12 protein-coding genes are annotated in these 13,670 nt (G+C 57.1%); 1 reads left to right on the forward strand and 11 read right to left on the reverse strand.

Annotated features, from left to right (window positions below; translation table 11 throughout):
* Positions 1-4 precede the first annotated feature (4 nt).
* Complete coding sequence (locus ACLI1Q_RS08465) at positions 5-514, reverse strand: polyadenylate-specific 3'-exoribonuclease AS (RefSeq protein WP_239269947.1); 510 nt, start codon at positions 512-514, stop codon at positions 5-7.
* A gap of 75 nt (positions 515-589) precedes the next feature.
* On the opposite strand from ACLI1Q_RS08465, the gene ACLI1Q_RS08470 reads away from it, so the two are divergent.
* Positions 590-1,777, forward strand: coding sequence for a glycosyltransferase 87 family protein (locus ACLI1Q_RS08470; protein WP_239269948.1), 1,188 nt, complete (start codon positions 590-592; stop codon positions 1,775-1,777).
* Here ACLI1Q_RS08470 and ACLI1Q_RS08475 read toward each other — a convergent pair.
* From ACLI1Q_RS08475 to ACLI1Q_RS08520, 10 genes are all read right to left on the reverse strand, one after another.
* Entirely contained in the window at positions 1,683-2,777 is a 1,095-nt protein-coding gene (locus tag ACLI1Q_RS08475) for an acyltransferase family protein (RefSeq protein ID WP_239269949.1), read from the reverse strand. The genes ACLI1Q_RS08470 and ACLI1Q_RS08475 overlap by 95 nt on opposite strands.
* A gap of 62 nt (positions 2,778-2,839) precedes the next feature.
* Complete coding sequence (locus tag ACLI1Q_RS08480; protein ID WP_239269950.1) at positions 2,840-3,580, reverse strand: lysophospholipid acyltransferase family protein; 741 nt, start codon at positions 3,578-3,580, stop codon at positions 2,840-2,842.
* Between the two features lie 23 nt (positions 3,581-3,603).
* A complete protein-coding gene (locus ACLI1Q_RS08485; protein WP_239269951.1) occupies positions 3,604-4,536 on the reverse strand; it encodes an ROK family protein in 933 nt (310 codons plus the stop codon).
* 38 nt (positions 4,537-4,574) lie between these two features.
* A complete protein-coding gene (locus ACLI1Q_RS08490) occupies positions 4,575-5,678 on the reverse strand; it encodes a glycosyltransferase family 4 protein (protein ID WP_239269952.1) in 1,104 nt (367 codons plus the stop codon).
* Positions 5,679-6,722 (reverse strand): C40 family peptidase, encoded by a 1,044-nt coding sequence (locus ACLI1Q_RS08495; RefSeq protein ID WP_239269953.1) that lies wholly within the window; start codon positions 6,720-6,722, stop codon positions 5,679-5,681. It abuts the gene before it with no gap.
* A 121-nt stretch (positions 6,723-6,843) separates the two neighbouring features.
* Positions 6,844-7,473, reverse strand: a complete 630-nt coding sequence (locus ACLI1Q_RS08500; RefSeq protein WP_239269954.1) for a C40 family peptidase — start codon at positions 7,471-7,473, stop codon at positions 6,844-6,846.
* A 1,632-nt stretch (positions 7,474-9,105) separates the two neighbouring features.
* A complete protein-coding gene (locus tag ACLI1Q_RS08505) occupies positions 9,106-10,728 on the reverse strand; it encodes a cytochrome b (protein WP_005278357.1) in 1,623 nt (540 codons plus the stop codon).
* Entirely contained in the window at positions 10,728-11,948 is a 1,221-nt protein-coding gene (locus ACLI1Q_RS08510; protein WP_239269748.1) for a ubiquinol-cytochrome c reductase iron-sulfur subunit, read from the reverse strand. The genes ACLI1Q_RS08505 and ACLI1Q_RS08510 overlap by 1 nt, the downstream gene beginning before the upstream one ends.
* Positions 11,945-12,832, reverse strand: a complete 888-nt coding sequence (locus ACLI1Q_RS08515; RefSeq protein WP_239269747.1) for a c-type cytochrome — start codon at positions 12,830-12,832, stop codon at positions 11,945-11,947. The genes ACLI1Q_RS08510 and ACLI1Q_RS08515 overlap by 4 nt, the downstream gene beginning before the upstream one ends.
* Before the next feature lie 56 nt (positions 12,833-12,888).
* Entirely contained in the window at positions 12,889-13,473 is a 585-nt protein-coding gene (locus ACLI1Q_RS08520; RefSeq protein WP_197719670.1) for a heme-copper oxidase subunit III, read from the reverse strand.
* Positions 13,474-13,670 lie beyond the last annotated feature (197 nt).

Below are 13,670 nucleotides of genomic sequence, written 5' to 3' on the forward strand. Positions count from 1 at the left end.
ACTGCTAGAAATTGATTCTATTACCCTTGGACAAGGGCAAGACCTCGGTGCAGGCGCGGAATTTGACGAGGTTATGGCGGGCATCGACAAGCGCATCGTGGTTGCCCTTAGGCACGGCCGGCAAGCTAGGACGCCCGGCGAACTCCCACAGCTGCTTTAGCTCGCGAGTATAGCGCGGCAGGCGCTTGGGAAAACTCGCCATGTCGCCCCACAGCTGCGCCAATACCACGTGGTCATACGCGCCGACCCACGCCCACAATTCAATGGGCGTAGAGCTGCGCGTTAGAAACTCCAGGATTTCCGTGCGGATGGTGCTCGCCGGCTTCCATGCGGAATCCTGGGGACTGGGCAGTTTGGCCAAGACGTTTTCCTTAACCCAAGAGTTGGCCTTGGACGGGTCAAAATCCGTGGATACGGCATAATATTCACTTCCGTTCTCACCGACGATGCCGATGGAGACCAATTCAATGGTCTTGCCATCCTCGATAAATTCGGTGTCATAGAAGTAACGCACGTTGTACAAGCCTAGCGCTGCGGCGATGGGCGCGGGAAATTGGCCCCACGATCGCGCCGCTGTAAAATTTTGCAGGTGAGCCGAACCGATAATAAATCCCTGTGGACCACCGCCCTCCCCCTAATCCTGTCAGCGCTTGCCGCCCTGTGGTGGATTATCGATATTCCTGCCTTATTCTCCGGTGATTTTCGCGCCTTTTACCACATTGACCTCGATGTTTACCGCGAAGGCGGGGCCGGATTCGGCAGCGACCTTTATAACCGCGACTATTTCGTAGGCACCGACCGCAACGTCTCTCTCCCATTTACCTACCCACCGTTTGCGGCCCTGCTCTTCGCCCCGCTCCAGTGGATCCCCCTCACCGCTGCCGCCGTGGTGATCACGGTCCTCTCCGTGCTCGCCTTGTGGGTCTGCATTGCGCTGGTATTGCGTACCCTCAACTGCCAACAATGGGCGGCGTGGTGGCTTTTTGCCGCCATGCTGGCCGAGCCAATTACGCAGACCTTTAGCTTTGGCCAAATCAATATCCTGCTCACCGCACTCGTGGTCATTGATTTGCTATGGGTGAAAAAGACCCGCGGCATCCTGACCGGCATCGCCATCGCCATCAAGCTCACCCCGGCGGTCTTTTTGGCTGTCTTCTTCGTCCGACGCGAATGGAAGGCCTTCTTTACCACCCTGGGTTCCTTCGTGGCCGCCGGCCTCATCGCCTTTGTTGCCAATCCGCATAGCTCGATTGAGTATTGGACCTCTACCCTGCGCGATTCCGAGCGCATCGGCGGCCTAGCCTATAGCGCCAACCAATCCTTGCGCGGCTTGTTTACCCGCCTCAGCCCCAATAACGCAGAAACCCTGTGGCTCGTTGGCGTCATCGTCGTCATCGCGATCGTGTGGTTTGCCATGGAGCGCCTGTCTCACGGTAACCAGGTTGTGCTCATGCTCCTGGCAGCCTCCGTATCGCTGCTGTGCTCCCCCGTATCGTGGTCGCACCACTTCACCTGGCTGGTTTTAGTGGGCATCTACCTAGTGGCCAGCCGCCGCTGGATTCTCGCCGCTCTCACCTGGCTGGCGCTTTTCGCCCGCGGCCACTGGCAGGTTCCGCATACCGAGGACCAAGAGCTGGATTGGACGTGGTGGCAGCACATCGTTGGCAATGACTACGTCATCATCACCGTGTTGTTGGTTGCTTGTTCGCTACCATTGGCTCTACGGCGGGGCGGCGCCTACCGATCCGCGGCGGAACCAGCGTCCAGCCAAGGATAGGGACCTTCCCCAGCGCCCACAGCGCCAGGGAAGAAATGGCCGTAAAGATAAAGCACATGGCGATCCAGAACCACGTATTTTCCAGCGGCCACGACCCGGCCAAAGACACAGCATAGTCATGATGCGCCATGTAGTACCCATAGCCCACGGTCAAGCCGATGGGGTGCGAGAGATAAATCGGCAGCGTGTGCCGGCCGACGAACTTCACGCCTTCTGCAATCCACGGAATGTGGCTAATGAGCACGGCCCCAATAATGCCCGCGGGCACCTCTAGCACCTGTTCCACAAAGCGCACTAATAGGTTTATATCTCCCCAACCCAAAAAGTCCGCGCCCAGCAGGGGCCAGTTAAAAGCAATGTCTGCTTCGTTGCCGTCCCACGCGTGGCGCAGGGCCAGGCCTGCACAATAAGCGCCGATGGCCGCGGCATACGCTCCAACACTGCGCACGGTCCACGAGCCGTGGAATACTTCTTCTGCCGCGGCCGCAAAACGGGTAATCGGTTCGCGAAGGTAGGCGGCGCCTACAAAGATGGGAAGGAACATAATGGCCTTGCCAATAAACTGAAACTGTTCCTGCCAGGCAATAAAAATAACGGGGGTAAAGCTCAGCCCGATGCCCGCCCACGCAGGCAATTTGCGCACGCACCACAGAAATAGGTTGAACAAAATGAGCGCGTGGATAAACCACGCCATCGTATGGCCAAGTAAAAGATTTTGCAGCATCTCGGTCATACCCATGGAGGAGTCACCGAAAACCCACTGGTATTCCAGCTGTTTGGTCATATGCTCCACGGACATCCACACCAAATAAGGAATGAGGAAAAACCAGAGCCGGCGGGTAAATAACTCCGCGAAACTGTAACGAAAGACTTTATAAGAGAAGTAGCCGGAGACCAGAAAGAACAGGGGAAGGCGCAGGGGGTCGAGATAGGTATTGAGACTTGCTAGCCACGTTTGTTCGGCTCCTGGCACCTTCAGCGTGATGTGTAGGAGCACCACGCCGATGATAGAAATTCCTTTTGCGGTATCCGGCCACGCTAAGCGGGCCTGAGGAATTGTAATTACCTCCCTTTAATCTCCGCACCGGCGGGGTACCCGTGGCCGGCCTTTAATGATTCCTTTACATCAGCCGCATAGACATCCACATAGGGGTTGCCGGAGAGCTCGGCTAATGTCCCCATGACCATGTCCGTGAACGCGCGTATGGTCTCGTGCTGCTGCGGATCCAGGCCGTGTTCGCGCGCCCAGTCATGCGGGTAAATGGGGTCTCCCACTCGCACTCCCACCTTGGCGGGGCGGACAATCCACGAACCGATCGGGTTAGCCTTGCGGGAATTGATCATAGCGATGGGATAGACCGGCTGATTGGTCTCCATGGCAATGCGCCCCATCCCGGTACGCCCCTTGTACACACGTCCATCTGGGGACCGAGTGCCCTCTGGGTAGATACCAAAGAGATCACCGCGCCCCAAAATCTTTCGCGCGGTCTCGAGCATGGCCTGGCTGGCTGATTCATGATCCCGTTCAATGGGAACTTGCCCGACGGAGCTAAAAAACCATTTCTGCATGCCGCCCACGAGGCCGGGGGTGGTGAAGTACTCTGACTTGGCCAAAAAAGTAATTTGGCGCGGGCACAGCAGGGGGAAGAAGAAGGAATCCATCACCGCTTGATGGTTGGATACCAAAATCGCGGGACCTTCAGCAGGGATTTTTTCCATTCCTTCTGACCAAGGGCGGTTCCATACACGCAGGGCGGGCCCGAAAAAGATGTGCTTAAACGCCCAGTACCATTTGTTTTTCATCTCCAGCTCGTCCTTCGCTCATTCTAGTGGCCGCGGCGGGCCAGGTCAGCTACGCCAATCATACCTGCTGCCGAACCCAATTCCGCGGTTGCAACGCGAGCAAGGGGGCGATGTCCAGCGCCGACTATATCCCGGCCCATGGCAGCGGTGGCTTCCTCTAAGTACATATCCGCATCTTGGGACACCCCGCCGCCAATGACAATGAGCTCCGGATCGAGCACATCAGACACGATGGATAAGCCTTGGCCCAACCACTGTCCAAAGTTCTCCATTACCGCAATACCGAGTGGGTCTCCCCCACGTGCCGCGCGTGCAACCTGCTCACCGGTGGGATACGGCGGCAAGGAGGTCTCATAGTCTGGCCGCAGTTCGCGCGCGGTATCCGGCAGGGCCGTGCCTGAGGCATAGCGCTCCAAGCAGCCTCGTTTGCCGCACGAGCACTGCCTGCCATTCGGCACCACGACGATATGACCAAATTCCGGAGCAGTGCCAAAGGCGCCTCGGTAGATGGTGTCGTGAGTCATCAAGGTAGCGCCAATGCCGGTGCCAACGGCAAAAAACACCCAATCCTTCGCGCCGCGCCCCGCGCCAAAGCGCCATTCTCCCCAAGCAGCGGAGTTGGCATCATGCTCCAGCCGGACATGCAGCCCCAAGCGTTCCGCGAGGTTTCTCCGGACCGGGGCATTCCGCCACGGCAGGTGCGGGGCGAAGCGGACTGTCTCACACTCTGGGTCTAAAAATCCCGCCACGGCAAGGCCCACCGCGCCCACGGGGTAGTCCGCGCGCAGCTCCTCGACGATCGCTACCAGGTCATCATTAAGCTGGCGCGGATCCCCCGAGGTTGGCATGGTGCGACTCGCAAGGATTTCCCCGTCTCGAGTGATTACTCCACCGCGCACATTGGTGCCACCGACATCGAAGCCGATAGTAAGATCGGCGGAGTTGTTTTCAAGCATGGATATCAGAATATACCGACAACCGGGCCAGGGTCACATCAAGCCATAAGCTTTCTCAGCCGCTGCCCCATGATCTCCCAGCTCCAGTGCTTTTCAACGTCCCTGCGCCCCGCCTGCCCCATACGATCACGCATTTCTGGCGAGCGCAAGAGCTGCTTCAAGGCCTCCACGAGCTCATCGACGGACGCGCCCTTGACGACGATCCCCGTCTCTTCCGTAATGGTCTCCGGCGCTCCCCCAGAATCACCGGCAACGACCGGCAGCCCGCAGGCTTGTGCTTCCAGATAGACGATGCCCAGGCCTTCCACATCCAAGCCGCCGCCCCGGGTGCGGGCCGGCATGGCAAAAATATCTGCGGCATGAAGCGCGGTCTCAATGCTGGGGGCAGGCTGAATCACTGCATCGGGACAGTACACCTCTGCCAATTCTTGCAGTACGTCGTGATAGCGCCCGCGACCAATCAACATTAGCTGCGCATCGGGGAATTCTTCTCTGACCTGCGGCATCGCCCGCAATAATTGGTCTTGCCCCTTGCGCGGGACCAACCTGGAAATACAGACGATGGTTGGCCCGCTCACCTCGAACTCCGCTTTCGCGGCCGCGCGCTGCGCAGGGGTTGCGGGGGAAAGTGAATCTAGGCTGACCCCAGAAGGCAGGTGAGCCCACTCCGGGTGCGGACCAAACGGCCCGCGCAGGCGCCGTAGAGTGTAATCCGAGATATACGTAATGACATCGGCGTTATTGCCAATCAGCCGCAGGCATTGCCGGGCCAGTGGAACCATAGACCACCCCACCTCGTGGCCATGCGTCGTTGCCACCACGCGGCGCGCCCCCGCCTGCCGCGCGGCTTTTCCCATCAGCGCCAGCGGTGCCGCTGCACCAAACCACACAACCTCAATGGCCTCTTGCCGGATGATTTCCTGCATGCGGCGCATGGTGGCCGGGGTGGGCAGCATCACGCGGTGTGGCCACCGAATGACTTTGTAGGCGACAGAGGCGTCATAGTCCTCAGGTGGCTCTTGGGTCGAAGCGAATACTACGACATCGTCTGGGTTGAGCGCTTCTAGGTAGTCCCGCAGGTAGGACTGGATTCCTCCGACTTTGGGAGGAAAGTCATTCGTTACCAGCAGTATGCGGGCCACTTAGAATCGCGCAGTCCCCGAAATAGGCATCGAGTTGAGTGGCACGACCTGAACTGGCACGCCATAGGTCGAGGCGTGTACTACCTGGCCGTTGCCAATGTACATTCCGACGTGGGTAACTCCTGGGTAGTAGCCCACGATATCGCCGGGCTGCAGCTGATCCACCGGCACGGACGTGCCACCTGCAATTTGTGCTTGCGAGGTACGCGGAATGGTCTTTCCAATCTGCTGGTATGCCCAGTACATCAGGCCAGAGCAGTCGAACTGGTTCGGACCGGCAGAACCCCAGCCGTAGGGCGAACCCAACTTGGACAGAGCCGCAGAGCTAGCGCCATCGGCGATCTCTCCCAAGTCGAAATCCAGCTTATCCGTGCCGCCGAATTGTCCTTCCCAAGCTTCGCGCTGCTCATCGCTCAGCGCATCCACCTGAGCTTCGATATCTGCCTGCTGCTCTTCCAGCGCATCCTTTTGCTTTACCAGTTCATCGCGCTGCTTTTCGAGGTCCTTCTTTTCCTCGCGCACCTTTTTCGCAGCGTCAGCGGCTTCTTGCTGAACCGCTTCAGCCATTGAGGCTGCATCTGCCTTGGCATCGAGGGTGCGTTGCGCCTTGCGCGAAAGCGCGCCCAAGTATCCCATGCGCTCTACGGCGTCTGCTGGGTCTTCCGCAGCCAGCGCACCCGAAACGGCGGAACGGGAGTCTCCCCGGTAGCGAGACTGTGCCAAGTCGTCCACGCGGCCTTGCTGCGTGGAGACATCGCCCTGCGCGTCATGTACGCGTTTTTGGGCCTCTGCGGAGTCTTGCTCCGCTTGAGCGACCTCTTCTTCCTTGGCCGCGAGCTTATCTTCTAGCTCTTTGACTTCCTCATTCTTCGCCGAGACCTTTCGAGCAACCTCTCCGACGCGATCGACCAGATCATCGACGTTTTCAGAAGCAGACTCTTGGTTCGGTTCCGCCTCCTGCGCAATAACTTGCGGGAGGCCAGAAAGTGAAGTGACAGCGAGGACTGCGGTTAATGCGGCAGCTGGGAGCACACGTTTAGACACGAAAAGACCTTCAACTCAAAATTTTCAAAAATCAAATTTACTATAGCGGGTTTTAGCCGCCGTTGCACAACAAAACCCTTCCCTTTTTCACAAAGGGAAGGGCATGTCATATCACTGCCAATTAGAAGCGCACGGCATTGTTAATCGGCATGTAGTTCAAGTCGCGCTCCTGCACAGGGGTGCCGGAGTTAAGCGCGTCAATGATGGTCCCGTTGCCGGTGTAGATACCGACGTGGGAAGCGCCACCGTAGTAGGAAATGATGTCACCAGGCTGGAGCTGGTCCAAGGAAACAGGGGTACCGCCAGCAGCCTGAGCCTGGGAGGTACGCGGAATCTGAACGCCAGCCTGGGAGTAAGCCCAGCTGGTCAAACCGGAGCAGTCGAAAGCGTTCGGGCCAGCAGCGCCATAAACGTACGGCGAGCCAAGGACGGAGCGTGCAGCTTCCAGAGCCTTCTGACCAACGGTGGACGGGGCCGGAGCAGCCTGCTGCTCTGCAGCAGCGACGAAGTCGTCGCCACCCTGGTTGGAAACCTGGCCCAAGGACGGGACGTACTTGTCAATGTTTGGGACCTGGTCAATGTTCGGGACGTTTTCCAGACCGGCAACCTCGAAACGGTAGTCGGTATTAGGAACAACGACCTCGGCAGCCTGAGCGACGCCCGGGGCGGCGACAGCTGCGGTTGCAGCGATAGCTGCAGTAGATGCGATACGACGGGTATTTACAGTGCCCTGACGACGGTGCTTTGCCACGAGAAAAACTCCAAATCTTCCTACGCGTCTACTTTCCTTGTAGAAAAGCTCTGACCCTAGGGCCTAGTGTTCATTAGAAGACCGTTCCTTTAGGCCTTCCTCCACTCGGCCCCTCACTAGGAGGAGCCAGATGCGACGCTTTAAATTTTCATTTCCTATTGAGCACCTTTCGGGCGGTAACTCAATGTCTCGAATAGGTTACGAAATCATCACAATCAATGTCCATTCACTACCCCGGATCTAGCTTTGTTACACGTTCGTTATCTTATTTTGACCAAGCCGAGACAAACCGGACCTGTCGAAGATTCAATAAAGCTATTACTGATTTTTAAGGCCCCTACACTGGGACAATAGCCTAGGCGTACCCCACCTCCGGCGGTTACTCGTTCCATAAACGAGGGCTTCAACAAGTTCAAAAATTATATTTGGTGACTTTCGACACATACTATGTGTGACAATCACTTTCGTACCATCAGCCCCGTCCTTTAACGCCCTCTGATCGCGTAAAACCGGCCGCCCTATGCAGCGGTACCCCCTCCGGGGTTTTACTGAACCCGCGAGCCTATTGCGCGTTAAACCTAGGGGCCCATCCCCCGGCTTGTTGCCAAGCACTGGGCCCTGTTAGGTAACGCCGCTTCCACTACCCACCGGGCAAAGGAGGATGAGTCTAGCCCGGTCCCTCGCTTTACGGCGTGCGCCCCTATAGAAAGGCCTTGGTCCGCCTAGTCATTGCAGCGGCCGGCAATACTTGTTTTAAAGGTCCGGCACGAACGAAAACCTCACTGCAGTATCTAAGGGCGGAGAATAACGCCTACTCTTCGCGCTCCGAGGAACGGTCGCCTGCCGGCTCCCGACGAGTCTCAAGCCAAGTGTCTGCACAGAGCACGGTGCTCTTAAATTACCCAGGCGAAATGGCGAAGAGGATACGAACGTGGATCCTGCGACTGCTCATGGAGACGATACGCTCGAAGAGTCCTGGCATCGGCAAAAAGCTGTAGCAAAGGACCTAGGTAAGTCTCACGCTTCTAGTGGTGATGACTACAGCAGAAAAGCTGCCAATAAGAACTGTGCTAACTGTGTCCAAAAGTGAAGCAACGGGAAAAGAACACATGAGGGCTGGAGGGTGTGCAATAGCTATTCCGAAGCCCTGAAGACCACGTTTAAAGGCAAATGCCGGCTATGGACTCGTTTGAAGGCCCTCATTACGGAAATCTTCCATCCCAGGCTCAGTGGCAACCTCATGCTCCTAGGACGGCTACCCTACTGCTAACTAACAGGGCTGGCGCTATTGCCCACCGCTAGACAAGGCGTTTCCGCGTGAGCCGGCGTTTGTCGGTACTTCCATTCCCGTATGTGAAGGACGACGAAGTTCTTACCTCCTAGGTTGACCCCGCGTTTGTGCGAGGCCATCTACCAAGTTATTTCAGGCAAATATCCGGTTTTCGCCCAAAAGAGACAGTCCCAGGATGTCTGCATTATGTGCCGACTCCTAGCTCGATAGCCCAGCAACAGTAAGCCGCGATTCCTTAAAAAGCGACGGTCCCAAAACTGAAACGAGCCCGCTTACCACCAAGTATTGGTGGCTTAGCGGGCTCGTTTAGTGAGCGTGTATCGAGCTAACCCAAGGAAAGGTTAGATGCGACCGTTTTCCTCGTCATCACGGCGGTTGGCCTCGTTGAGGCGACGGAACATCTCCGCTTCCTCTTCGTGGTTCTCCTCGTGAATCTCGTGAACGCGGCGCATGAGTTCCGGATCGTCCGGGCTGAAGGTGCCCTGAATCTCGGAGTCAGCGTAACCGAGGTGGTTAAGCTGCTTCGGCACCTGAGCGCCTGCGTACTCAAGCGGTACTGCGTGGCCGTGCTCATCAACCGGGCCGAGCGGCTGGTGGACCTCAATGAAGGCACCGTTAGGCAGCTGCTTGATGACACCGGTAGCAATACCGTGCTCGAGCACCTCGCGGTCAGAGCGCTGGAGACCAACGCAAATGCGGTAGGTCATAAAGTAAGCAATCGGCGGCAGGACAATCAGGCCGATACGTCCGACCCAGGTCATCGCATTCAACGAAATCTGGAAGAAGTGCGCAACGTGGTCGTTACCACCGGAGAGAGTAACCAGCAGGAAGAACACGATTGCTGCTGCACCGATTGCAGAACGCGTAGGAACGTCACGCGGTCGCTGCAGAAGGTTGTGGTGCGCATCGTCACCAGTGAACTTCTTCTCCAGGAACGGGTAGGTGATAAGCAGCACGACCATCAGGCCACACAACAGCGCGACCCAGAAGGCGGAAGGAATCGTGTAGTTACCCAGGTACAGCTCCCAAGCAGGCATGACACGAGCCACACCGTCTGTCCAGAGCATGTAGATATCGGGCTGAGAACCTGCAGAAACCTGAGATGGGTTGTACGGACCAAGCAACCAGATGGCGTTGATGGTCAGCACACCGGACATCAGAGCCAGGACACCAGCGACCATCATGCCCATACCAATTGCCTTGGTGGCGAAGACCGGCATAATGCGGACGCCGACAACGTTATTCTCTGCGCGACCCGGTCCAGGGAACTGGGTGTGCTTCTGGAACCAAACCATGATCAAGTGGGCTGCAATGAGGCCCAGGATGATGCCTGGGATAACCAGAACGTGGAGGATGTAGAAGCGGTCCAGCATCAGGTCGGACGGGAAGTCGCCGTTGAAGATGGCCCAGTGCAGCCAGGTACCGATAATCGGCAGACCCAGGATGATGGCGGACATAATGCGCAGACCGACACCGGAAAGCAGGTCATCCGGCAGGGAGTAACCGAGGAAGCCCTCGATCATGCCCAGCAGGATAAGGGTGCAACCAATAATCCAGTTGGCTTCGCGCGGGCGACGGAAAGCACCGGTGAAGAAGATGCGCAGCATGTGCGCAACCATCGACATCATGAACAGCAGGGCTGCCCAGTGGTGCATCTGGCGAACAAAGAGACCGCCACGCACCTCGAAGGAAATATCGAGTGCGGTTGCATAGGCGCGCGACATCTCAACACCGTTCAGCGGTGCGTAGGTGCCGTCGTAGATGACCTTCGTAATGGAAGGATCGAAGAAAAGCGCTAGGTATGTACCGGTTAGTAGAAGAATGATGAAGCTGTACAGCGCCATCTCACCGAGCATGAAGGACCAGTGGGTCGGAAAGACCTTGTTTAGCTGCGTCCTTAGCACGCCGGCGGCGCTGTAGCGCTCGTCCATGTTGTTGCCCATTTGGGCGAGTTTATTGCTCATTATGACTTACGCTCCCAGAATGCCGGACCGACAGGCTCAATGAAGTTGCCCTCTGCAACAAGGTAGCCCTCATCGTCCACCGTGATAGGCAGCTGTGGCAGAGCACGGGCGGCCGGGCCGAAGACCGGCTTACCGTAGTGCAATGCGTCGAACTGCGACTGGTGGCAGGGGCACAGGATTCGGTTGGTTTGTGCCTCGTACAAGGAAGTTGGGCAACCAATGTGAGTACAAATCTTGGAGTAGGCGTAGTAATCGCCGTGATGGAAGTCTTCCTGTCCCTCACGCTCGATTGCCTTCTGCGCATCGGAGTGGCGCAGACGAATCAACATCACCGCGTTGCGGTTGCCGTGGATGGAGTGCATGTGGTGTTCGTACACGTCGCGCTTAGCGTCGTACTGGTCACCGTCGTTGACGTCTTCTTCCGCAAGCGGGAAGACGGTCTCCATGCCACCGGCGGCCAAGTCCTCAGGGCGAACGCGCACAAGGCGGGTAACGCCTTCGGTGGTGTAGTGCTCTCCGGACTCACCAGAGTGCTTCTCAGCGATGGTGCCGGTGTCACGAGCGAGGTAAAGCTTTACGCCCTTCTCGTACATGGTCCAACCGGAGGTCCACAGCGTGCCGTCACCGGCGTAGTTCACCTCGTGGCGAACCTTCCATGGATTACGGATTGCGCCGCCCAGCGGAGCAATAACAGTCAAGCCGAAGAGTACGCCCGCACCACCGAGCAGACCTTGGATGGTCTTACGGCGGCCAAGAGTGGAGGTCTTCCACGAGTCGTTCAAGAGAGCGGTAAGAGTACGACGGTCAACTTCTTCCGAAGGGCCATCGTGGCGACGCTGCACGGAAATCTCTTCCGGCAGAATCTTTTTGACGTACTGCACGATGGCAAAGCCGAGTCCAAAAATGGACAGTGCGGCGGTAATGCCAAGCAGCGGGGTGTAGAGAGTATGCCAAACAAGGCCGTCCTCCCCTAGCTGCTTGTACTGCCAAGGCCAGAAGAGGTAAACAGCCAAGAAGCCCAATCCGCCGATAGCGGAGATTGCCAACCAGATGGCGACATTGCGCCCCGCGCGCTTATCTGCGGGGTCACCTTCAACCGGGTAGCGCTCCTTGCGGAACGCTACGGTGACATCATCGAGCTCGGTACCAAGTGCAGCAAGTTCATCATTGCTCATCTTATCGAGCTCTGCGTCAGTGTAATTCTTTTTCACATTGCTCATGAGCGCGATCCAATCCACATAGCAGCGGCGCACAGGGCGCTGATACCGATAATCCACATTGCCAGGCCTTCAGCCACTGGGCCGAGACCGCCAAGATCCCAACCGGCAGGAGACGGAGTCTCTTCCGCAGACTTCAAGTAGGCGATGATGTCCTTCTTTTCGTCTGCAGTCAGCTGGCGGTCAGAGAACTTTGGCATGTTCTGCGGACCGGTCAACATTGCCTGGTAGATCTCCTGCTCGTTAGCGGGCGCGAGCTCAGGAGCGTATTTACCGGAGGACAGCGCGCCGCCCTGGCCGGTGAAGTTGTGGCAGGATGCACAGTTCATGCGGAACAGCTCGGAGCCCTTAGCAACGTCTTCGGCCTGAATCTGACCATTGTAGTTAGCGCCACGAAGGGATTCCTGAGCAATGCTTCCATCATCGTTGTAGACGATGTCCGAGCCGCCGCCGTTAGCTGCAACATAAGCGGCCAGCGCCAAGGTCTGCTGCTCGGTGTAACGAGGAGCCTTGCGCTCTGCCTGAGCGTCGTTGGACATCATCGGCATACGCCCAGAGTGAACTTGGAAGTACACAGAGCCGGCTCCGATACCTACGAGAGAGGGGCCACGGCCTTCGATGCCCTGCAGATTGGCACCGTGGCAGGTGATACAAGCGGTGTCGTAGATGTCCTTACCCTCTTGCACGAGGGCTTGATCATCTTTTTCCGCCGTAGCGACCTGAGCGTCGGGCGTCAAGGCAGAGGCCAAGACGCCAGCGCCAGTCAAACCGATGGCCAAAGCAAAGCCACCTGCAAGGGTGCGCTTCGCCTTGCGGCGACGGCGGGTCTTCTTAGCCGCGACAGTGGTCTGCTCCACTGACTCGGACTGCGAATTGTTATCCATCATTTTCCTTTAGATAACTCGAACACGGGAGGACTGTTTTGGGGAGAGGTTCGCCGACACTACTGAATCAAGTAGATAACGGTGAACACACCGATCCACACAACGTCAACGAAGTGCCAGTAGTAGGACACTGCCATGGCGGCAGTTGCCTGTGCCGGCGTGAATTTAGATTTAGCGATACGGGCCAGGATGATTGCAAAGGAAATCAAACCGGCGGTTACGTGCGCAGCGTGGAAGCCGGTGATGATGTAGAACACCGAACCAAAGACGCTGGACTGTACCGTCACGCCTGCGTGAATCAACTCAGCCCACTCAAACGCCATGATGCCCAAGAAGACAACACCCAATACCAGCGTGATGGTGTACCAGAGTCGAAGCTTGTAAACGTCACCCCTTTCTGCGGCAAACACGCCGAACTGCGAGGTCACGGAGGAAGAAATCAACACTGCAGTAATGAGAAAACCCATTGGCAGGTTGATATGGGCAGTGTGCTCCGCCCAATCGCCTTCCTGGCCGTTCGCTCGCGAGGTGAACCACATCGCGAACAGTCCGGCAAAGAACATCAATTCCTGAGACAGGAACACGATGGTGCCCACGCTGACCATATTGGGTCGGTTCAGCGAGGCAACACGTGGTGCTGTCATACCTTGGTTAGAAACTACGCTCGTCACAGTGGTAATTATGGCCGTTCCGGACCCTAAAGTCACTTCAATTCCCCCCGCCTTCGCTAATCGTTTTTTACCGAATTGCCAGCCACCAATAAGGAAGCGTGTGGAACTCGCTATTAATAATTACCTGGGAACTTTTTCTATTCTCATCCGACGAGACATCAATGCAGGTG

The organism is Corynebacterium limaceinasi (assembly GCF_046717465.1).
Lineage (GTDB): Bacteria > Actinomycetota > Actinomycetes > Mycobacteriales > Mycobacteriaceae > Corynebacterium.

Excerpts from the sequence above, each read along its gene's own strand:
- ACLI1Q_RS08480 (WP_239269950.1), bottom strand. The coding sequence starts at position 3,580 with ATGAAAAACAAATGGTACTGGGCGTTTAAGCACATCTTTTTCGGGCCC.
- ACLI1Q_RS08485 (WP_239269951.1), bottom strand. The coding sequence starts at position 4,536 with ATGCTTGAAAACAACTCCGCCGATCTTACTATCGGCTTCGATGTCGGT.
- ACLI1Q_RS08505 (WP_005278357.1), bottom strand. The coding sequence starts at position 10,728 with ATGAGCAATAAACTCGCCCAAATGGGCAACAACATGGACGAGCGCTAC.
- ACLI1Q_RS08510 (WP_239269748.1), bottom strand. The coding sequence starts at position 11,948 with ATGAGCAATGTGAAAAAGAATTACACTGACGCAGAGCTCGATAAGATG.
- ACLI1Q_RS08515 (WP_239269747.1), bottom strand. The coding sequence starts at position 12,832 with ATGATGGATAACAATTCGCAGTCCGAGTCAGTGGAGCAGACCACTGTC.
- ACLI1Q_RS08520 (WP_197719670.1), bottom strand. The coding sequence starts at position 13,473 with ATGACAGCACCACGTGTTGCCTCGCTGAACCGACCCAATATGGTCAGC.